This window comes from Chryseobacterium sp. OSA05B (genome assembly GCF_019970065.1).
Taxonomy (GTDB): Bacteria; Bacteroidota; Bacteroidia; order Flavobacteriales; family Weeksellaceae; genus Chryseobacterium.
The window spans coordinates 236135-257050 of record NZ_JAHXYH010000006.1; the positions used below are offsets into that span (position 1 = coordinate 236135).

The 20916-nt window shown below is 37.9% G+C and carries 17 protein-coding genes; 12 read left to right on the forward strand and 5 right to left on the reverse strand.

Going from position 1 to position 20916, the window contains the following annotated elements; translation table 11 throughout:
- Positions 1-489 precede the first annotated feature (489 nt).
- On the forward strand, positions 490-3018 hold the full coding sequence (locus tag LC419_RS20875; protein WP_223609155.1) for a DUF5686 family protein: 2529 nt from the start codon (positions 490-492) through the stop codon (positions 3016-3018).
- A 650-nt stretch (positions 3019-3668) separates the two neighbouring features.
- Here the strand turns inward: LC419_RS20875 and LC419_RS20880 are convergent.
- The 4 genes from LC419_RS20880 to rplU all read right to left on the reverse strand — a co-directional run bounded on the left by LC419_RS20880 (position 3669) and on the right by rplU (position 5090).
- Complete coding sequence (locus LC419_RS20880; protein ID WP_165571884.1) at positions 3669-3836, reverse strand: hypothetical protein; 168 nt, start codon at positions 3834-3836, stop codon at positions 3669-3671.
- 43 nt (positions 3837-3879) lie between these two features.
- Entirely contained in the window at positions 3880-4044 is a 165-nt protein-coding gene (locus LC419_RS20885; protein ID WP_223609156.1) for a hypothetical protein, read from the reverse strand.
- A 200-nt stretch (positions 4045-4244) separates the two neighbouring features.
- The gene (rpmA, locus tag LC419_RS20890; protein WP_034726841.1) at positions 4245-4502 is read right to left on the reverse strand and encodes a 50S ribosomal protein L27; all 258 of its coding nucleotides are present in this window, start codon (positions 4500-4502) and stop codon (positions 4245-4247) included.
- Between the two features lie 12 nt (positions 4503-4514).
- The gene (gene rplU, locus LC419_RS20895) at positions 4515-5090 is read right to left on the reverse strand and encodes a 50S ribosomal protein L21 (RefSeq protein WP_072925762.1); all 576 of its coding nucleotides are present in this window, start codon (positions 5088-5090) and stop codon (positions 4515-4517) included.
- Positions 5091-5484: 394 nt separating this feature from the next.
- On the opposite strand from rplU, the gene LC419_RS20900 reads away from it, so the two are divergent.
- The 8 genes from LC419_RS20900 (at position 5485) to LC419_RS20935 (ending at position 14806) form a co-directional block, all read left to right on the forward strand.
- Positions 5485-6372 (forward strand): metalloprotease, encoded by an 888-nt coding sequence (locus LC419_RS20900; protein ID WP_223609157.1) that lies wholly within the window; start codon positions 5485-5487, stop codon positions 6370-6372.
- A gap of 113 nt (positions 6373-6485) precedes the next feature.
- On the forward strand, positions 6486-7574 hold the full coding sequence (locus tag LC419_RS20905; protein WP_223609158.1) for an acyltransferase family protein: 1089 nt from the start codon (positions 6486-6488) through the stop codon (positions 7572-7574).
- Positions 7575-7649: 75 nt separating this feature from the next.
- Positions 7650-8228 carry a tRNA-(ms[2]io[6]A)-hydroxylase gene (locus LC419_RS20910; protein WP_223609159.1) on the forward strand — a complete coding sequence of 193 codons (579 nt, stop codon included), beginning with the start codon at positions 7650-7652 and terminating at the stop codon, positions 8226-8228.
- 22 nt (positions 8229-8250) lie between these two features.
- Positions 8251-8868, forward strand: a complete 618-nt coding sequence (locus tag LC419_RS20915) for a DUF502 domain-containing protein (RefSeq protein WP_223609160.1) — start codon at positions 8251-8253, stop codon at positions 8866-8868.
- Between the two features lie 154 nt (positions 8869-9022).
- Positions 9023-9943 (forward strand): DsbA family protein, encoded by a 921-nt coding sequence (locus tag LC419_RS20920; protein ID WP_223609161.1) that lies wholly within the window; start codon positions 9023-9025, stop codon positions 9941-9943.
- A 23-nt stretch (positions 9944-9966) separates the two neighbouring features.
- Positions 9967-11052: an NAD(P)/FAD-dependent oxidoreductase gene (locus LC419_RS20925; protein WP_223609162.1), complete on the forward strand. Its 1086-nt coding sequence runs from the start codon at positions 9967-9969 to the stop codon at positions 11050-11052.
- Position 11053: 1 nt separating this feature from the next.
- Entirely contained in the window at positions 11054-12211 is a 1158-nt protein-coding gene (locus LC419_RS20930; protein WP_223609163.1) for a pyridoxal phosphate-dependent aminotransferase, read from the forward strand.
- A gap of 162 nt (positions 12212-12373) precedes the next feature.
- Complete coding sequence (locus LC419_RS20935) at positions 12374-14806, forward strand: TonB-dependent siderophore receptor (protein WP_223609164.1); 2433 nt, start codon at positions 12374-12376, stop codon at positions 14804-14806.
- 46 nt (positions 14807-14852) lie between these two features.
- Here the strand turns inward: LC419_RS20935 and LC419_RS20940 are convergent, their stop codons facing one another.
- Positions 14853-16070 carry a PQQ-dependent sugar dehydrogenase gene (locus LC419_RS20940; RefSeq protein WP_223609165.1) on the reverse strand — a complete coding sequence of 406 codons (1218 nt, stop codon included), beginning with the start codon at positions 16068-16070 and terminating at the stop codon, positions 14853-14855.
- Between the two features lie 107 nt (positions 16071-16177).
- On the opposite strand from LC419_RS20940, the gene LC419_RS20945 reads away from it, so the two are divergent.
- The 3 genes from LC419_RS20945 (at position 16178) to uvrB (ending at position 20461) form a co-directional block, all read left to right on the forward strand.
- Positions 16178-16549 carry a BlaI/MecI/CopY family transcriptional regulator gene (locus LC419_RS20945; RefSeq protein WP_223609166.1) on the forward strand — a complete coding sequence of 124 codons (372 nt, stop codon included), beginning with the start codon at positions 16178-16180 and terminating at the stop codon, positions 16547-16549.
- A gap of 2 nt (positions 16550-16551) precedes the next feature.
- Positions 16552-18318, forward strand: a complete 1767-nt coding sequence (locus tag LC419_RS20950) for a M56 family metallopeptidase (RefSeq protein WP_223609167.1) — start codon at positions 16552-16554, stop codon at positions 18316-18318.
- Between the two features lie 151 nt (positions 18319-18469).
- Entirely contained in the window at positions 18470-20461 is a 1992-nt protein-coding gene (gene uvrB / locus LC419_RS20955; protein WP_223609168.1) for an excinuclease ABC subunit UvrB, read from the forward strand.
- Positions 20462-20916: the final 455 nt, after the last annotated feature.

Genomic DNA, 20916 nt, shown 5'->3' on the forward strand with positions numbered 1-20916 from the left:
TTCCGGTAACTGAATATATCCACAATCCACTACTCCTATTTGTGGAAAAACGTTTTAAACACAAATAATCAACTAGGAATAAGTCAATTAACATTGTTAATAACCTGTGGAAAAACTATTGGCAAGATATGAATACATCATGGAGAATACCTGAGAAGTACGTGGATAAAATGTGAATAATGTGCCAGAAACCTGTGAAAAGCCTATTAATAAATGATTTTAAAGCGTGAAGAAATTGTGGAAAAGCTGTGAATAATGAAAATCTGTTTCAACAATTAATCCTCATTTTTACATCGTTCTCTTTATCCCTTGAGCAGTGTTTATTTTGCTATGAAATGCATTCTTGTAAGCAATTAATGATCACAATCTTTTACTGTTATTTTCATTACATTTGTAGTTTTGTGATTTTTCATAGAAAACGTTAAAAAATATGATCTTTTTTAAATAAACAGCACGCTTTTTGTTTGTGCTAATTGCCTGAAGTACCAAATGATGTTAAATAACAACTCTAAATATTACAACCTTTTTTTTCTGCTTTTTATATCCACTCTTACGTATGCCCAAAACACAGCAAACGGAAGGATTACAGATGCAAAAACCAATAAAGAAATCACTGGTGTAGATATTTTTATCAATGACCATACTGAACCTGCCCTGAAGACCTCCGTGGGAAGCTTCACAGTTCAGTCTGACAGTATTATTACTAAACTAAAATTTTCGAAAAAGAATTATTCTACGGAAACAGTGACTGTTACTCCGGAAAATGCTCAAAATGTCTTCGTGAAACTTTCACAGGAGAAGGTAAGCACCATCGATGAAATTGTGATCCACAACGAAAAACCTAAATATAAAAATAAGAAGGAAAACCCTGCCTACGCGATCATGCAGGAAGTGTGGAAAAGAAAAAGAAATAACGGTTTAGAAAAATTCGATACCTATACTTACAAAGAGTACGAAAAGATTCAGTTTGACGCTAACAATCTGGACAGCGCTTTCATGAGTAAGAAAATCTTCAATAAACTGGATTTTATCTTTGAGTATGCAGATTCTACAGCCAGTGGAAAAATAGGGCTTCCTATCTTCCTGAATGAATCGATCTATGAAAATTTCGGAGAAAACAAACCCGGAAAAAAGACAAAAAGATTACTGGTCGCTCAGAAGACTTCAGGATTCCAGGATAACCAGGTAATCACCATTACTGCTAAAAACCTTTACAGGGATATTAATATTTACGATAACACCTTAAATTATTTTGATATCGGATTTCCAAGTCCTGTAGGCTCAAACGGTTTCAGCACTTACGATTATAATTTAACAGATACGATTTCCATTCGTGGTGAAAATGCCTACAAGATCAGATATCAGCCCAAAAGAAAAGAGGTTCTGGCGTTCCAGGGCTATCTTTATATAGACACGGACAGCTATGCGGTTTTGGGGGCGACTTTAAAATCTACACAGAAAATCAACGTTAACTTTATCAACAGTATTTCCACAGAGCTGGAATATGATAATCCGGATGAAAATACATTTCTGCCGAAAAAGTTTATCACAGAGATCGAACTTACCCCTTTCGCCAAAAAGAGAACTTCTAAAAGTATTATCGCAAAACGTTCGGTAGATTATTCACAATATGAATTCAACAAGCCTATTGACGACAAAACCTTTACACGAAAAGCAGAAGAGTACGACGCAAAATTTGTGGATAAAGACGATGCATACTGGGTAAAAGCAAGACCGGATTCATTATCCAAAGCCGAGCAGGGCGTTTATGAAATGCTTGACAGACTTCAACAAACTCCAAAATTCAACCGTATCGTAAAAATTTACGAAACGCTGGCATCTGGGTACTACAATGCTTTTAAAGGCATTGATATCGGTCCTATTTTTTCAATTTATGGGAAAAATGAAGTGGAAGGCGACAGAATAAGATTGGGAGCGAGAACTTATTTCGGGCAAAATGACCCATGGAGAGTTCAGTTTTATACAGCTTATGGCTTTAAGGATCAAAAGGTGAAATATGGAGCTGAAGCACGCTATATGTTCAACAGAGTCAACCGGTTTATGATCGGAGCAGGGACTAAACGGGATATTGAACAGCTCGGAGTACAGCTTACCACCGATGACGGAATTATGGCGCGTACTTTTGCCTCTTCTACCCTTTTTGCAAGAGGAGAAAATGCGTCTTTAAGCTCCATTAACAAGACTAATATTTTCGCTTCCATTGAGCCATGGAAAAACTTCCAGGTAAGAGTGGACGGAACTTTACAGAGTATTAAATCTGCCAATCCCGAGAAATTCAGCCTGATGTACTTCCGCGATGGTGATTTACGCAAAACCCTTAATGATTCTCACGTTACCCTTAGCTTAATCGCCAGACCAGGCGCCAAATTCTCCCAGACCGGCGTAGACCGCTATGAGCACGGAACATTGGCACCAACGATCATCCTGAAATATACAAGAGGAATTGAAGGCCTTTTCAACGGTGACTTCAATTATAACAGACTTCAGTTCATGTTCTACAAACCTGTTTTGATGGGAAGCTGGGGTAAAACCCTTGTGAGCTTTGAGGCTGGAAAAACGTTCGATACCGTTCCTTTAGCTCTGCAAAACGTGGTTCCCGGAAACCAGTCTTACAGTTTAGCACAGAACACTTTTGCGCAGCTTAACTATTATGAATTTGTAGCGGACACCTATACAACCCTTCACCTTGAACATCATTTCAATGGAAAGATTTTATCATATATCCCATTGATCAAGAAACTGAAGCTTAGAGAAATCGCATTTATCAGAAGCGCGTACGGAACTTTAAGCGATGCTTCCAAAGCCATCAACGTAGATGGATTTAAATATTCGGCACCAAGTGAGCAGGTCTATTTTGAATACGGATTCGGGATTGAAAACATCGGAATCGGAAACCTGAGAATTTTCAGGGTAGATTTTAACTGGAGAGGAAATTACCTTGACAGACCGGACATCTCAACATTTGGAGTAAAAGCCGGATTCCAGGTAGGATTTTAATCATAAGATAGGAACGGGCTGCATCTTCAAAGACGCAGCCCGTTTTTATTAAAGTTCATGAGCAATGAATATAGTGATGTTATATTGGACATTCGCAACCGTCATCAACATAAAGCAGACAACGCATTTTCTGTAAAGGCGTCATTCCGCACCAGATATCACATGAGGTAATTGGGTTTGGCGGGCACAATCCTCCTCCGTTAATTTGCTTAAGATGTTTCTTGGTTAGTTTCTTTAAATTTTTCATAACTATTTAGTTTTATTTATTTTTTTAACATTAAATCATCATCAGATACAATACTCACAAGACTCATCAAAATCCCGCAAACAATGTATTTTTTGCCAAGGTGTTAATCTACACCATGTATCACATGACTTGCTTGGAGTAGGAGGGCACTGTCCTGCACCTCCGTTAATACTTTTTAAATTCTTCTTGGTCAATTTTTTCAAATTTTTCATAGGTATTGTATTTATTTGTGCGCCTACTCTCAATACTTTTCGGCTTTCGCTAGTCAATTTCATCTGATTATTAAGCAAATATAAAAATATTTCACCATAGTTGGAATATTAACGAAAATATTTATTCCAGAAAAAAACCTCCAAAAAAACCTCAGCTTATGCTGAGGCCATTTTCAATAACTTTATTTATGTTAACATCCGCATGGATCCGGATCCATAACCATGTTAGGACATCTAAGTCTCTGCTGTGGAGTCCATGAACACCATTCTCCGCAGGTTGTTGCAGGTGGCGGGCAAGCCAAAGCTCCTCCTTCTATTGTTCTCAATTGCTTTTTAGATAATTTTCTTAAATTTTTCATACTAGTTTTGTTTTAAATTGGTTTTGATTTCTTTGAACAAAGATTAGCAGTCACAAGGCATATCAAGTACAGCATTTAAGCAATGTGCTTTTTGCCACACACTCCATGAGCACCATTCCGAGCACCAGTTAGCTAAAGGAGGACATCTTTCTGCACCTCCATTGATGTCCTTCAGATTTTTCTTCGTTAGTTTCTTCAGATTTTTCATAATAATTTGTTTTAATTTGTTGGCCTACTCTATACGCTTTTCGGCATCCGCAAATGATTTGTTATTTGATAGTTAACAAATATATAAATATTTCACAATAATTGGAATATTAACGAAAATATTTTTGCAATCGATGCATATAGACATAAAAAAACCTCAGCAAATGCCGAGGTTTAGTTTTTTATAAAACGCTTAAATGATTATGCGTTTGCTTCTACAGATACGAAAGATCTGTTGTTTGCTTTCTTTCTGAAAACTACTTTACCGTCTACTAGTGCAAACAAAGTGTGGTCTTTACCCATACCCACGTTTTCACCCGGGTGGTGCTGAGTACCTCTTTGTCTGATAATAATATTTCCGGCAATAGCTTCTTGTCCACCGAAAATCTTCACACCTAATCTCTTAGAGTGAGACTCTCTACCGTTCTTGGAACTACCGACTCCTTTCTTGTGTGCCATTTTATTACTGGATTATTTGTTAAGTGCTTTAAATGTATCAATATTCTTAACGATAGCAGCATCTACTTCTTCGTGAGTAAGAATAGTTTTTTCTAATTCAACTTTAACTGCTTTACCTAAAGTAATTAAAGTTTCTCTGTTTTCTTTAGACTGAGACAAGTTGTTTTTCTTCAAGTGATAGTTCAGCTCGTGATCTTCACTAAAGTTAACAGTTGCGTTGTCTGAAAGAACTTCAGCTTTCACAGTTTCTTTTTTAGCAGCTTTCTTAGAACCTCCTTCAAAACCAGTGATACCAGTGATTTTAATTTGAGTTAAAGATTGTCTGTGACCGTTTTTAACTTGGTAACCTTTTCTTCTTTTCTTTTTGAAAACGATTACTTTATCAGCTTTTACGTGGTCTAGGATCTCTGCATCTACAGTGATTCCGCTTACAGCTGGGGCGCCAACAGTGATTGAACCGTTTACAGTAAGAAGAATTTTATCAAAAGAAACTTTGTCTCCTTTTTCTCCTTTTAAACGGTTTACAAACAACTTCTGGTCTTGCTCAACTTTATATTGAAGCCCTGCTATTTCTACAATTGCAAACATTGTTTATAAATTTTTAGTTATTTCGAGGTGCAAATATATGAATAAATTTCTAAATAGCTTGCAATCAGATCTGTATTTTTCAAGAAAAACAATTTATGGTCTTTGAACGCGTTCCCAGTTGTAAAATATTCATTCACAAACAGATTTTAACAAAGAACGTTTTCTTCTTACAACCATTACTCAATGGCATAATCCTACGTATTTCTTAGTTATTTCAAAGCACAAACAAAAAATTTATGTATAAATTTCTACACACATTTACAATTAGGTTTATTTTTTTCATAAAACTCAAATAAAAAGATAAATTCACTATGGTTTGAATAATTTTTGTCATTAAAGTGCTGATAATTATCAGATAATTTTATACCTTCGTTATCACCAAAAAATATTTTATATGAAAAGAAACTTCAAATTCTGCCTGTTGGCAGGAGCCATTGCCGCTTTCTCACTATCAGCGTGCCGCGATGACAAAATGGAGGAATCTGTTCTTCCTGAATCTCAATCTGCAAGCGCCAAGCTTGAACAACCCGGAGACCTTGAAAAGAGTTGTTCATATGTAGACCAGTACTGGAGCTCATCTGCAGTTTTGAAAACCACCCTCTCTACTTCTACAGACACCAACTTTATGAATGCTCAAATGACTAAGATTGCAAGTCTTTGGGGAAGAAGTAATCCAACACTTCGTTTTGTAGATGATCCATCCAATTTCAATTCCACTTACAATGCAATCTCGTATTCGACAGGGAAAATTTATTATGGATATGCCATTTATGCTGATGCTAAAAACAAAGGCGGAGATATTGTCAATGCCATGATCCTGGCTCACGAATATGGTCACCAACTCCAGTATATCTTTAATCTTCCTACCGTAAATGAATCTACTGCAAGACCAAACGAACTGGAAGCAGACGGTTTCGCGGGCTATTACCTACGAAGACCAAACGGTTATAATAAAACGAATTTCGCTGAAATTGCCGCTGCTTATGAATTCGCACAAAGCATCGGAGATTACCAGACTAACAGTGCCAACCACCACGGAACTCCTCCACAAAGAAGATCTGCCGTGCGTTTAGGTTTCCTTTTAGGACAGTATGACCTGAATGCAGCTAATTTCGATTATAACTTCTTCTATTATTATCAGGGAGTATTAAACGGAACATATAAAATGGGCAAGAACTCTATAAATCCGGAGATCGATGCTTATATGAGCCAGTACATGGATGAACTTAGAAAAATCCAGAATGGAGAAATCTCTGCAGAAGAATTTAAGCAACTTAAATAAACATTCATTTTTAGCATATTTAACAAAGGAGGCAGGCAGCGATGTCCTGCCTCTTTTATTTTTATCAATAAATCTCCCAAAGTTTATTTACTTTTGAAACATATCCTACGACAATGAACAGAGATCTCTACATTGATTTTGCCAAGGGAATGGCAACCCTTTCCATCATATTCATCCATACCGCTTTCTGGTCCGGCCAGTTTTACATTCCTGCGGACGTCAGGGTATTTTCTCTGGTATTTGATGTAGCGCTTTTTTACGCTTTAAGTGGAATTACGTCCGGATCAAACGTAGAAAAGACATTTTACAGGCTCTTAAAACTTCAGATCACCTATATGATCTTTGTGACCTTCCTGTTCTTTATGGATTATTTTTTCAAGGTTTTCGGGCTCACCTTCTTTTCCATGGAATGGCTCCAGAGTTTTTATTCAACATTCGGATCAAAATACGCCACAACGGGTGTTTCCGATATTCCACAATGGCAGAATCTGGGAAACTGGTACCTTCACCAATATACCAATGCGGATACCTTCCCCGTGGTCATGGGAAGTTTCTGGTATCTGAAAGTTTATTTTATTCTGGCTGTTTTCGGAGTTCTGATCTTAAGATTTTTTCCAAAACACGTCAACTGGTTCATCGGACTTTGCGTTGCCTTGACTTTAGTATTCAATATTTTTCCAGAAATTTACCCGAACGGCCAAGTGGGATACGTCGCTTTTTACCTCACAATCTTTTTAATTGCCAACAGAATGCGGGGCAAACAAATCCCGGTTAAACTAATCCCCGTCCTGTATGCAATCGTTGCAGCAGCTTTGATCTGGATGTTCTGGTACTATGGAAGTGAGATATTTTATAAAATCAACAAAAATAAGTTCCCTCCTAAAATTCCTTATATCATATGGTCATTATTCTCTCTTACCACGTTATTTGTGCTTTATAACAGATTAAAAATTACAAAAGAGAACTTCGTCACCCATATAGGGAAGAATGCCATCTTCTTTTACTTTGCTCAGGGAATAAGCTCATCGCTGGTGTACTTTATCGTTGTTGCTCTAAAAGAAAATATGTCCTGGTGGATGCTGATGGTTCTCATTTATATCATCAATGTTATTCTTGCTTTCATGATCGCTGCTGGATTAAAAAAAGTAGACGATCTGGGTTGGAAAATTTTAGCCTTTTTAAGAAAAAAAACCGCTTCTTAACAGATTAACAGCCAATTTGAAATAAAATAATCTTTATTATCGCAATTTATTTTAATTTTACAAAAAATTCAAAACATGTTTAAGTTGAAACTTCCTACCGATCCAAGGTGGGCAAATATTGCAGAAGGAAACATAGGAGAAATTTTAACGGATCATGCGTGGTGCGAGCAGAAAGCCACAACCAATGCCATCAGCTTGATCAATATGCTCCCAGAACACCCGGAAATCGTCACGGAACTTATTGCCATTGCGCAGGAAGAACTTGACCATTTCAGTCAGGTGCACGAAATCATCAAAAAAAGGGGATTAGTTTTCGGAAAGGCCAGAAAAGATGATTATGTAAATGAACTGGCTAAATTTGTTGTTCAGGGAAGCAGAGAAGATCTGATTGTTGATAAACTGCTTTTCGCGGCCATGATTGAAGCAAGAAGCTGCGAAAGATTCAAAGTACTGACGGAAAATATCAAAGACGAAGAGCTTAAAGTTTTTTATAAAGAACTCATGATCTCGGAAGCTAATCACTATACCACTTTTATTGGTTTCGCAAGACAACTTGGCGATATTGAAAAAGTAAACAAGCGCTGGGAAGAATGGCTGGAATATGAAGCCAGCATTATCAAATCTTACGGAAACAAAGAAACCATCCACGGATAACATAAAAAGTAAAAAATCCACGTTGAAAAAACCGACCTTCGAAAATATTGCCAATTTTTTCCTGAAAAACTTTTTTCAGGGACTGGTCATTATTGGTCCCATCGGGCTTACAATCTTTGTGATCTGGTATATTGTCAGCGCTATCGACAATATTATCCCTTCTGTGGCCAAAGAGATTCCCGGTTTGGTTTTCGTTTCAACAATTTTGATGACCGCTATTCTGGGTTATCTGGGAAATAAATTTGTCGTGGGAAGATTCTTTTTCGACACCATGGACAGCCTTCTGGAGAAAACTCCGGGGGTAAAACACATTTATACCCCTACAAAAGACGTCATGTCTTCATTTGTAGGAGATAAAAAGAAATTCAACGATCCTGTCTGGGTAAAGACCAATGAAAATCCGGAGATCTGGAGAATCGGTTTTCTGACCCAGAAAGAGATGTCAGACGTTGAAAAGCACAATTACGTTGCAGTATATCTGCCTCATTCCTACGCTATTTCAGGATGGGTCATTGTTACTGAAGAAAAAAACATCAAACCTGTAGTGGGGATGAATGCAGCTTCTGCCATGAAGTTTGCAGTGAGTGGCGGTGTAGCCGGGTTCCATTCTGACGATAATATATTTAAGGCTCCGGAGTAATCCACCTTATTCATTCTTTCTATAATAGCCGACCTGGTTATTGTATACCTTTATTCCATTCAAATATTATGTTAACCAAAAAAATATTATTTTGGACATCTTTACCTATATACTTTTATTCTTCAATTTATTAAACTCAAATAAATACAACAATATGAACCAGAATCCTCTTCTAAATTGCGATTACGAAAAAGGAGTATGTGAAATCCGAGAAACACCCAATTCAGAAACCTCAACAGAACAATTACAGGGCACCAAAGACAAGATTACTATTATTTATTATACGGATCCTATCTGCTCTTCCTGCTGGGGAATTGAGCCCCAGTTGAGAAAACTGAAATTAGAATATGGAAACGCTGTAGAATTAGATTACAGAATGGGTGGACTTTTACCATCCTGGGATATTTATAATTCCGGAGGGATCAGTAAGCCAAGTGATGTTGCCGGCCACTGGGAAGAAGTAAGTCCTTATTACAAAATGCCTATTGAAGGAGGAGTCTGGATCACAGACCCGTTAAACTCATCTTATCCGCCGTCAATCGCTTTTAAAGCGGCACAAATGCAGGATAAAAAGAAAGCTGTGGTCTATATGAGAATTCTCCGTGAAATGGTTTTTCTTGATAAATTAAACATCACAAAGCTTGAGCATCTTGAAAAAGCAGCAGAACTTGCCGGATTAAATGTCACTCAGTGGAAAGAAGATTATGAATCCAAAGCTCAGATCGAATTCAAAAAAGACCTGGATCTTGGACGTCAGCTTGGTGTAAGAGGGTTTCCTACTTTGATTTTCACCAAAGATGATGAGATTTTGGATATTCTTTACGGGGTCAAGCCTTATGCAGATTTTGAACACAGAATAAAAAAAATAAGCGCGGACGTTACAAAAGAAGAATATTCTCCTGAGCCTGAGCAGCTATTCGCTATCTACCCTACTCTAACCACTCAGGAATTTGCCGTTCTTTCCAATATTTCTTTCGAAAAATCATTTGAAAAACTTCAGAAACTCACAGAAGAAAACAAAGTGTCCCGCAAAAAATATAAAAACGGAGATCTTTGGATTTTTAATAAAAACTAATAACACTATTTAAACTAATAAGGATGTACAAAGTTGCAATCATTGGAGCAGGAGTATCGGGGTTAAGCATGGCCAATTATCTGGAAAAGAATAATATTGATTACCATATCTACGAAAGAAGAACCCAAAACGACCTGAAAGGACACGGATTTATCCTTCCCAAAGAGGGTATCGAATTTCTCTCCAACATCATTGATATCAATGATCTCTACACAAAGGGCCGCTTTTTGAAAAAGTACCTTCATTATCATCAAAATGGTGAGATTCTTTCTGAAAAAGACCTTGAAGATGTTTTTGTGGTTTCAAGAAGCACTTTGATCGAGATTTTAGCTCAGGGTATTCCTGCCGATAAGATTTCATATGACACTACGGTCACCCTTAATGGTTTTTCTGAAAACAAAGCGTCCATCACCATCAATGACAGCAGATCTCTAGAAGCTGATATTGTTATCGCTTCAGACGGTTCAAGAAGCAGAATCAGAAGAAAAACTTTTGAGAATGAAAAAATGAAAGCCGTCCTGGAAAACGAAGTTGTGAACATTATAGAAAATGTAGAGATTGCCAGTAAACTCGAAAACAATTTCCTGAAGTTTCATCATGAAAATGGCGGTCTGACTTTCGGAGTCTTAAAACTTTCTTCTACAAAAGTTCTGTGGTACTGTCAGTTTGATATTACCAGATTCTTCATCAATGAAGACTACACTCCGGATTGCATCAAACAGTTTATCCTGGATAATTTCGGAGACTGGAATCCTTTGGTTTCATCGATCATCAATGATTCGTCCTATGAAAATGCACATATCTGGAGAGTGTATGAATTGGAAAAGCTCAATCCTTTTTATCACGAAAATGTTGTATTTATAGGCGATGCAGCACATCCGCTGATTCCTTTTACAAGCCAGGGAGTTACCTCTGCGCTTAAAGATTCTTTTATGCTTACCAATCTCTTAATGGAAGGAAATAGTCTTCCGGAGACGTTTAAAAAGTATAATGATGACAGAAGAGCTGAAATTGACATTCACATCAATAATGGAAGAGCATTATTGAACCAATTCCTGCTGCCCTTAAGCGAGCAACAAAAAAATACATTACCCATTTCATACAAATAACATGTTTACAAATAAAGATATTAATTTCGACGCTCTGAAAAGAAAAGCCTACAACGGAAGATGGGCAACCCTTGAGGACGGTATCATTCCTTTAACTGCAGCAGACCCGGATTTCAGAATGTCATCCGAGATCGAACAGGGAATTATTGAGTATATAAAAGACGGTTACCTCAGCTATGGACCATTTTCAGGAATTCCTGAATTCAAAAAAAGTGTCGCTGAACATTTCAACACAGAAAAAAAAGGAAGCTTCACACCGGACAATATTTTAGCAGTGAACAGTGCCGCTCAGGGTATGTTTCTGATTGCAAAATATGTATTGGGGCCAGGTGATGAAGCCATTATTTTCGACCCAGTTGATTTCCTGTTCAAAAAAACAGTTGAAGCAGCAGGCGGCAATATTAAATTATGCTCTGTTGATTCTAAAACAGGAGAAATTGATTTTGAAATGCTGACTTCGTTAATCTCACCCAAAACAAAACTGATCAGCATCTGTAATCCTCACAACCCGGTAGGAAGAGTCTATTCAAAAGAAGTTTTAAAAAAAATTTCTAAAATAGCCGAAGCTCATGATCTATGGGTAATGAGCGATGAAATCTGGAGTGATATTGTTTTTGATAAAAAAGAATTCAATACCTATTCTTCAGTTTCAGAAGCAGCCAAGAAAAAGAGCTTTACCGTTTTTGGATTTTCGAAATCGTTCGGAATTGCAGGATTAAGAATTGGAGCTGTCTTATGTAATGACCAGGAGCTTTTGGAGGATTTTACAGAAAAATCTCAGTTTAATTCAACCATCGAAGGGGTTTCTACCTTATCACAAATCGCAGCAAGCGTGGCTATTGAAAAGGCCAAACCATGGTTCAATGACTTCCTGACTCACCTTCAGCACAACAGAGATCTTGCTTATAATATCTTAAGTAAATCAGAAATCCTGACCCCGAACTTACCTGAAGCGACTTTTGTGATTTTCCCAAAAATTGAAAATGGTTTTTCAAGTGACAGCTTCACCCAGCATGTTTTAAAAGAAGGAAAAGTCGCGATTGTTCCCGGTTCTGAGCGATGGTTCGGAAAAGGTGCGGAAGGCCATGTAAGGATTTGTTTCTCTACTTCACAGGAAATATTGGAGGAAGGTCTGAATCGAATTATTAGAAGCTTTTAAGATTAAAAAAATTCGCATTTTTTTTATAATCAATTAATATTTTTCTAAAATTAACGAAAAACAACATTCATTTAAATAATTCATACACAATAGTTCATTTTCATATTGATTTGAGGATAAAATTCAATATTTTTGAAACAATCACCAAATCCAATATGGAATATGAAAATAATATACACAAGTGTTCTTTTTTTAGGGACCGTATCGATGTTTTATTCGCAAAACACCAATGATACCATTTCCAAAGAATCCAGAATAGAAGAAATATCCGTTACCGGAAGCCGGAATAAAAAAAGAACCGTTACCAATACCCCTGTTCCTGTCGACGTTATTGATATCAAGCAAGTAAGCCAGTCGACGGGACAGATAGAGGTAAACCAACTTCTCCAGTTCAGTGCACCTTCATTTAATTCCAACAAACAGTCGGGTTCAGATGGAGCTGATGCAGTAGATCCAGCAACGCTTCGTGGGCTCGGACCGGATCAGACGCTTCTGTTACTCAATGGAAAAAGATACCATCAGTCATCACTGATCAACCTTTTCGGTACAAAAGGCAGAGGAAATACAGGATCAGATATGAACACGATCCCCATTGGAGCAATAAAAAGAATTGAAGTTCTCCGCGATGGCGCTTCTGCTCAGTACGGTTCCGATGCAATAGCCGGGGTCATCAATGTTATCCTCAATGACCGTAATCAAGGCTTTGAAGGAAATGCTTTTTACGGAATGAATCTGTTTAAAAGCCCGGGAGACAAAGATATAGTGTCAGAGCGTAAAATAGACGGAACTACCTTCAATTTCAACGGAAATCTGGGAACAAAAATCGGGAACAATGGAGGTTTTGGAAATTTCACCGTAGAATTTGTTAATAAAGACCGTACCATACGAAATGCTAATCCTGAAAAATACTCTTCTCCCAGAGAGAAGTTCGGAGATGCCAAATCGCAAAATATTTATTTCTTCGGAAATATAGAACTTCCTTTATTCGAAGGTCTGAAATTCTATTCCCGCCAGGGCTTTTCTCATCGTAAAACCAATGCCTATGCATGGACAAGATCAGCAGATGCGGACGGAAACGTACCGGAAGTCTATCCAAACGGATTTAACCCAATGCAAAACACCAGCATTACGGATTTCACGTTTGACAACGGTCTGAAATTTAAAGTCGCTGATTGGGATGTAGACTTCTACAACGCATTCGGGAGCAATAGATTTACGTATGAAATCGACAATACCATCAATGCTACTTTAGGAATACAATCACCGACCAGTTTTAATGCTGGTGGGCATTCTCTTCTGCAGAATACAACAGGATTTAATGCATCTAAATCATTTAAAGTACTGGAAGGATTAAACGTAGCTTTCGGATCTGAATTCAGGTATGAAAAGTTTGAAATCATTAAAGGAGAAGAAGCCTCCTATGCGATGTATGACATCAATGGAAATATTGTAACATCCAATACACCTCAAGGTTTGCTCGTTACCAATCCGATTTCAGGAGATGTACGCCCCGGTGGCTCACAGGGTTTCCCAGGTTATTCTCAAGCTGTAGATAAAAACAGGAATAATTTTGCCGCTTATGTAGACACTGAACTTGACATTACCAAAAACTGGATGATCAGTGTTGCCGGAAGATTTGAAAATTACAATGATTTCGGAAGCACTTTGAATGGTAAATTTGCTACACGATATGCATTTACCCCTCAGTTCGCCTTCAGAGGGTCAGTTTCTACAGGGTTCAGGGCTCCTTCTCTGGCACAGAAATACTACAGCCTTCAGTTCACCAACTTCCAGGGAGGAAATCTGGTTACTATTCAACTGGCTTCTAATGACAGTGATCTGGCAAAAACAGTCGGAATCCCACAGTTAAAACAAGAGACTTCATTAAACGGAAGTGCAGGATTTACGTTTAATACAGGAAAATTCACAGCAACCATAGATGGATATTACATTAAGGTAAAAGACAGAATTGTACTGACCGGCAATTTCTCACAGGATGACGATGCCATCGGTGGAATTTTGGCGGATAACCATATTGACCAGGCGCAGTTTTTTACCAATGCAATAGACACCAGAACAAAAGGGGTCGATGTGATCTTAAACTACACCGAAAATATAGGTTCGGGAAAACTGACAGCCACTTTAGCCGGAAATTACAACGAAATGGAAATTACCAAAGTTAACACTTCAGAAAAACTGAAAGGAAAAGAAGAAGTTTATCTGAGCCCTAGAGAAAGAGCGTTCATCTTAGCTTCTGCTCCCAAAACAAAGATCAATCTGAATTTAAATTACAAAATCGATAAGTTCAATGCCAATCTTCAGTTGGTAAGGTTTGACAAAGTAAAACTAATAGGTTACAACGGTGCAGATGATTACCAATTGTATGGTGCAAAAGTGACCACTGATATTTCTTTCGGTTATGAATTTTCTAAGAATTTCAATTTAACGATCGGAAGCAAAAATTTATTTAACCGTTACCCGACGCTGCAGACAGCTCATGTAGACGGGAATACAGAATCCGGAGGGATATTTGATCCAGTACAGATGGGCTTTGCAGGAAGGCAGGCCTTCGCAAGACTAAATTTTAAGTTTTAAAGAAACATATAAAAAAATCTCCAGAAAATATTTCTGGAGATTTTTTTTATTTTTTAGAAATCCTATATAGTTTTCCGCTATCGGTTACAGCATAAAGATGGCCATCCATCCCATCCAGAACATCTCTGAAGCGTTCTTTCTGATCCGCTAGAAGACGTTCTTCCCCAACAACTTTATTATCCTTCATCACGATTCTGTTGATATGTTCTCCACTCAGACATCCAATGATAAGATTTCCTTTCCATTCTTCCATATTTCCGGTGTAGAAAGTGACTCCGCTTGGAGAGATCACAGGATCCCAATAATAAACGGGTTGTTCAGTTCCTTCTTTCTGGGTAATTCCGTTTCCTACTTTTGCTCCAGAGTATTCAATTCCATAGGTTACGTCTCCCCATCCATAATTTTTCCCGGGTTGTATCAGGTTGATTTCATCTCCGCCTCTTGGACCCATTTCAACATCCCAGAGTGTTCCGTTTGCGTCTATGGCCATTCCCTGTGGGCTTCTTATCCCGTATGCATAGATTTCAGGTTTATATCCCTGTTTCCCAATGAATGGATTTCCGGGAGCTGGTTTTCCATCTTTGGTTATTTTTAATATTTTTCCTAAATAATTATCTGTTTTCTGAGCATAAACACGGGTTTCCTTATCCGATCTTTCACCGGTGCTTACAAATAAGTATCCGTCTTTGTCGAAAACCAGCCTGCTTCCATAATGTTTATCACCATCATAAGAAGGTTCAGCACGGAAAATAACTTTTACTTCGGAAATATTTTTCAGGTCTGCGGATAATTTTCCTTTGGCAACAGAAGTCAGATTCCCATCCCCAAAAGGTTCTGAGAAGCTGAAATAAATGATGCTGTTGGATTTAAAATCCGGATCAAGGGCTACATCCAGCATTCCACCCTGTCCTTTTGCATCTACTTTTGGAAATCCTTCAATTTTAGAAACCTGTTTCCCGTCTGTGGAAACTACGTTCATATGGCCGTTTTTATCGGTTATCAGGAACTTTCCGTCCGGGAGATTGATTATTCCCCAGGGTCTTCCGAGATCCTTATTCAAAACTTCCACTTTATAAGCAGCCGTAGTTTTGACCGCTTTAATCCTGGTTTGTCCTTTAAACGCCGGTTTATAATTTGTATTGGGCTTTTCTGTTTCTACACTGCCGTCGTTTCCTATCTGCTGCGCATTTGCACTGTTCTTATTACACGAAGATAAAAGTAAAAAAACACTGAGCGCTGATACATAAAGATGATTGAATTTCATAGGGTTGTGATTAGATGGTAAAAAGATAGATAGAAAAATAATGCCATAAAAATTTGCAGGTATAAATTTTTATTCTACATTTGTAGAACAAATTACAACATTGTAGAATGAAAGAAATAAAATTAACCGATTCCGAGAAAAGTCTTATGGAAATCCTTTGGGAAAAGAAACGCATTTTCATGAAAGATATCCTTGATTCTTATCCGGAACCCAAACCGGCCGCAACCACCATTGCTACTCTGCTTAAAAGAATGCAGAACAAAGACCTGGTAGGATACAAACTGTATGGAAATTCCCGTGAATATTATCCAAAAGTAGAAAAAGGGGAATATTTCAACGAGGAAATGACCTCTATGATTGACCGTTTTTTCAACAGTTCAGTGACTCAGTTCGCTTCATTTTTTACTTCCAATGCAAAATTCAGTCAGAAGCAACTGAAAGAACTCCGCGATATCATTGATGAACAGATAAAAGAATAAAAATGCTTACCATTATTCTAAAACTCATTCTATGCTCTTCCTTATTTATCGCTGTGTACTATTTGTTTTTGGAAAGAGAGAAAATGTATCGGTTCAACCGGTTTTACTTATTATCTTCCACGATTCTTTCTTATGTGATCCCGTTTATTTCTATCACGGTACAGCTGCCCAAACAAGAGAATAAGCCTCAGGTTATCTTTGAGGATACAGCACAGCAAATCATTTTCACTCAACCTGTTCAGGAAAGCTTTGACTGGACGAATGTAGTGTGGATGATCTATGGAGCAGTTACGCTTTTCTTTCTGATAAGAAGCATTCGCTCCCTCAGAGCCGTCAGAAAAATAAACGGCGAAAGACGCATTTATCAGAATTATGCCATAATCGTCACAGAAGAAAATAGGGCTCCCTTCAGCTTTTGGAATACTATCTATTTAGGAGAAGATTATATAAAAAACAATGTCATCGACTCCAGAATTTTCCTCCATGAGAAAAGCCATCTGGATCAGAAACACAGCATTGACGTTATCCTACTGAACATCTTACAGGTTTTTACCTGGTTCAATCCGGTTTTATTTCTTTATAAAAAAGCCATTATCACAAACCATGAATTTCTCGCAGATGAAGCAGTTCTGAAGAGCAAATACAGCATCAGGGATTATCAAAATTTGATCCTTGAGGAGATTACAGCCCGCCAGAACATGTCTTTTACGCACTCATTTAATTTTAACAACACCAAAAAACGATTTATTATGATGACAGCAAAAAAATCCAGATTCACTCTGTTGAAAAAGACGGTTGGCCTTACAGCATTGGTTACAGCGGCAGCGTTATTCGCAGAAAGAACCTATACCATTGATCCTGTTCTCTCGACAGACATCCAAAAGGTCAAACATACCGGAAAGGGAAATTTATCAACAGTGGATCCGTATAAGGAATTCCTTGATATCCTAAGCCCATATTCTGATCTTTTAAACAGTGGAAAATATGCAGAATTCTCTAAAAAGGTTTCTGATCATGACAAGAAAAGACTGGAAGAGCTTTATCCAAATCTGACCGATGCGCAAAAAAGTGAGCAGAAAATTACATTCTTCCGTACCCCCGACTTAAAACAAAGGATTCCGACCGAAAACGAATTGAAATCATTCATCAATAAAAGCAATTATGCCGTCTGGATCGATTCAAAAAAGATAGATAACAATAGTCTTAACAATTACAAAGCATCTGACTTTGCCCATGTTTTCATCAGCGGAGTCGGTAAGAATGCAAGAACAGCAAAAAATCCGCAGCCGTATCAGGTGAGTCTAATGACCCATGATTATTTCGAAAAAAAGAAGGAAGAAAAGTCTCATACGGTAATGGGAATTAAAAAGGAAAGTATCAAAGAAATTACAGATGCCATTCCTCTTAAAGAAACAGCACAGGCAGATAACAATGAAGGTAAAAACACAAATATCAACACCAATCAAAATACTACCGAAGCAGAATATCCGGGCGGAAAAACCGCTTTAAGAAAAAAAATGGTTATGGCAGTAGACACCCGTCTGTTCAGTTCTACAAACGGGACGCTCAGTTCAATGGTTTACATCCACATCGATGAGAACGGAAAAGGAACAAAGGTAACAGGATCAGGTAATAATGAAGTATTTACTAATGAAATTATAAAAACCGCCGAGCTCATCAACAATGAAACGGTATGGAAGCCCGCCACTAAAGACGGAAAGGCAGTAGCCTCCATCTATAAACTTCCGGCAACCATGACTTTTGAGTAAAATCAATTCATAAGAGCGCTATGATTCAGCGCTCTTTTTATTTTGTATACATTCCAGACAGGTGAAAATTTTACTATCAAAATAGTCATCTTCAAATACTTTATGAAGGCTAAAAATTTCTTTCGTATTTTTGTTGTATACATCATTTCCTATGAACTTCAATCTTCAATCAGAATATAAACCAACGGGCGACCAGCCACAGGCGATCGAAAAACTTACCAAAGGAATAGAAATTGGTGAGAAGTATCAGACCCTGCTGGGTGTAACCGGATCCGGGAAAACCTTTACCGTTGCCAATCTTGTGCAAAATGTACAAAGGCCAACGATTGTCATGGCTCACAACAAGACATTGGCGGCGCAGCTTTTCATGGAATTTAAAGAATTCTTCCCTGATAATGCGGTAGAATATTTTGTAAGTTATTACGACTATTACCAACCGGAAGCCTATATTGCAACAACCGGAACCTATATCGAAAAAGATCTGAGCATCAATGAAGAGGTTGAGAAACTGCGTCTTTCTGCCATTGCAAGTTTACTGTCCGGAAGACGAGATGTTTTAATCGTTGCGTCCGTCTCCTGTATTTATGGTGTGGGAAACCCTGCTGAGTTTCACAAGTCATTAATATCAATTTCTACCGGAGAGAAGGTGACAAGAACCGCTTTTCTTCACTCTTTGGTTAATGCTTTGTATTCAAGGACCTTAAGTGACTTTCAAAGAGGCACATTCCGGGTAAAGGGAGACGTGATCGATGTATTTCCTGCCTACGCGGATAATGCTGTCAGAATTCAGTTTTATGGCGATGAGATTGAAAAAATTCAGAGTTTTGATCCGGTTTCGGGAAATGTTACAGCCAATTTTGACCAAATTCAGATTTATCCTGCTAACCTTTTTGTTACTTCAAAAGAAACATTGAACGGAGCGATTAAAAACATTCAGGATGATATGGTAAAGCAGGTGGATTTCTTTAGCGAAATAGGAAAACCGCTGGAAGCTAAAAGATTACAGGAAAGAACTGAGCTCGATCTGGAAATGATAAAAGAGCTTGGATATTGCTCCGGCATTGAAAATTATTCACGTTACTTAGATGGCAGACTTCCCGGGTCTAGACCTTTCTGTTTACTGGATTATTTTCCGAAGGATTATTTAATGATTATTGACGAAAGCCATGTTACAGTTCCCCAGGTACATGCCATGTATGGCGGTGATAGAAGCCGGAAAGAAGCTTTGGTAGAATATGGGTTCAGACTTCCTGCTGCGATGGACAACCGACCATTGAAATTTGAAGAATATGAATCTATTCAAAATCAGGTTATTTATGTTTCTGCAACGCCAGCTGATTATGAACTGGAGAAAACCGGCGGAGAGTATATAGAACAGATTATTCGTCCTACAGGTCTTTTGGATCCTGTCATTGAAGTCAGACCAAGCTTAAACCAGATCGATGATTTAATGGAAGAGATACGGAAAAGGGCGGATTTAGACGAAAGGGTTCTGGTAACGACTCTTACGAAAAAAATGGCTGAGGAGCTGACCAAATACTTTATGAAGTTCGGGATAAGGACGAGATATATTCACTCGGATGTAGAAACCCTGGAGCGTATCCAGATTATGCATGATCTGCGTGTGGGTCTTTTCGACGTATTAATTGGGGTCAATTTATTGAGAGAAGGTTTGGATCTACCTGAAGTCTCTTTGGTAGCCATATTAGATGCGGATAAAGAAGGAATGCTGAGAAGCAGAAGATCAATGATTCAGACGGTTGGGCGTGCTGCGAGAAATCTTAACGGAAAAGCGATTCTGTATGCTGATAAAATGACAAAATCTATGGAGGCGACGATAGACGAAACCAATTACCGTCGTGAAAAGCAGATCCAGTACAATAAAGACAATAATAAGGTTCCAACTGCTTTAAATAAAAAGATCTCTGAGAATCTTGTGGGAAGAAGCAAGGATTTCCCCGATCCGAAATATACTCAGAAGGAGATCCTTCAGAAAGCAGCAGAAACAAAAGCCAACTATGGAGATGCGGACATTGAAAAAATGATTGGTCTGAAACAGAAAGAAATGGAGGCCGCGGCTAAAAACCTTGACTTTATAAAAGCAGCCAAGCTCAGAGATGAGATTGCGGCTTTGAGAGAATAATATAAGCGGGTTAGGGGAAGTTATGTGATATGGTTTGAGAGCACTGCTATTTATTGAATTCATATAAAATGTACGGACTCTTAGCTCCTGTTTCTCATGACTTAAATTCACCATTCACCTGCGAAACAAAATTCACGATTGGCTATGGTGCTTAATCTGATACAGTAATCTTAGAGGAAATTAATAACATTGAACTTTGATTTTCTCTTAGGACTAATAATTTCCGACTTGTTACATCATTTATATAATTTTAGGGGCGGCATCTTCGATGCCGCCCCTAAAATTATATTCTTCAATCATAAAAAAACTCAGTTTTTATCTAAAAGCTCTGATCGAACTCAAAAGTTTATCAGACATTCAGTTTAATTTCATCAGCAGGGGAAAAACTTCACTCCCGGTTTTACCGGAAGCATTCTTCTTTTTAAACCATTTAAAAATCGCTAACACGAGGATCA

Excerpts from the sequence above, each read along its gene's own strand:
- LC419_RS20875 (WP_223609155.1), top strand. The coding sequence starts at position 490 with ATGATGTTAAATAACAACTCTAAATATTACAACCTTTTTTTTCTGCTT.
- LC419_RS20880 (WP_165571884.1), bottom strand. The coding sequence starts at position 3,836 with ATGAAAAATTTAAGAAAATTATCTAAAAAGCAATTGAGAACAATAGAA.
- LC419_RS20885 (WP_223609156.1), bottom strand. The coding sequence starts at position 4,044 with ATGAAAAATCTGAAGAAACTAACGAAGAAAAATCTGAAGGACATCAAT.
- rpmA (WP_034726841.1), bottom strand. The coding sequence starts at position 4,502 with ATGGCACACAAGAAAGGAGTCGGTAGTTCCAAGAACGGTAGAGAGTCT.
- rplU (WP_072925762.1), bottom strand. The coding sequence starts at position 5,090 with ATGTTTGCAATTGTAGAAATAGCAGGGCTTCAATATAAAGTTGAGCAA.
- LC419_RS20900 (WP_223609157.1), top strand. The coding sequence starts at position 5,485 with ATGAAAAGAAACTTCAAATTCTGCCTGTTGGCAGGAGCCATTGCCGCT.
- LC419_RS20905 (WP_223609158.1), top strand. The coding sequence starts at position 6,486 with ATGAACAGAGATCTCTACATTGATTTTGCCAAGGGAATGGCAACCCTT.
- LC419_RS20910 (WP_223609159.1), top strand. The coding sequence starts at position 7,650 with ATGTTTAAGTTGAAACTTCCTACCGATCCAAGGTGGGCAAATATTGCA.
- LC419_RS20920 (WP_223609161.1), top strand. The coding sequence starts at position 9,023 with ATGAACCAGAATCCTCTTCTAAATTGCGATTACGAAAAAGGAGTATGT.
- LC419_RS20925 (WP_223609162.1), top strand. The coding sequence starts at position 9,967 with ATGTACAAAGTTGCAATCATTGGAGCAGGAGTATCGGGGTTAAGCATG.
- LC419_RS20930 (WP_223609163.1), top strand. The coding sequence starts at position 11,054 with ATGTTTACAAATAAAGATATTAATTTCGACGCTCTGAAAAGAAAAGCC.
- LC419_RS20935 (WP_223609164.1), top strand. The coding sequence starts at position 12,374 with ATGAAAATAATATACACAAGTGTTCTTTTTTTAGGGACCGTATCGATG.
- LC419_RS20940 (WP_223609165.1), bottom strand. The coding sequence starts at position 16,070 with ATGAAATTCAATCATCTTTATGTATCAGCGCTCAGTGTTTTTTTACTT.
- LC419_RS20945 (WP_223609166.1), top strand. The coding sequence starts at position 16,178 with ATGAAAGAAATAAAATTAACCGATTCCGAGAAAAGTCTTATGGAAATC.
- LC419_RS20950 (WP_223609167.1), top strand. The coding sequence starts at position 16,552 with ATGCTTACCATTATTCTAAAACTCATTCTATGCTCTTCCTTATTTATC.
- uvrB (WP_223609168.1), top strand. The coding sequence starts at position 18,470 with ATGAACTTCAATCTTCAATCAGAATATAAACCAACGGGCGACCAGCCA.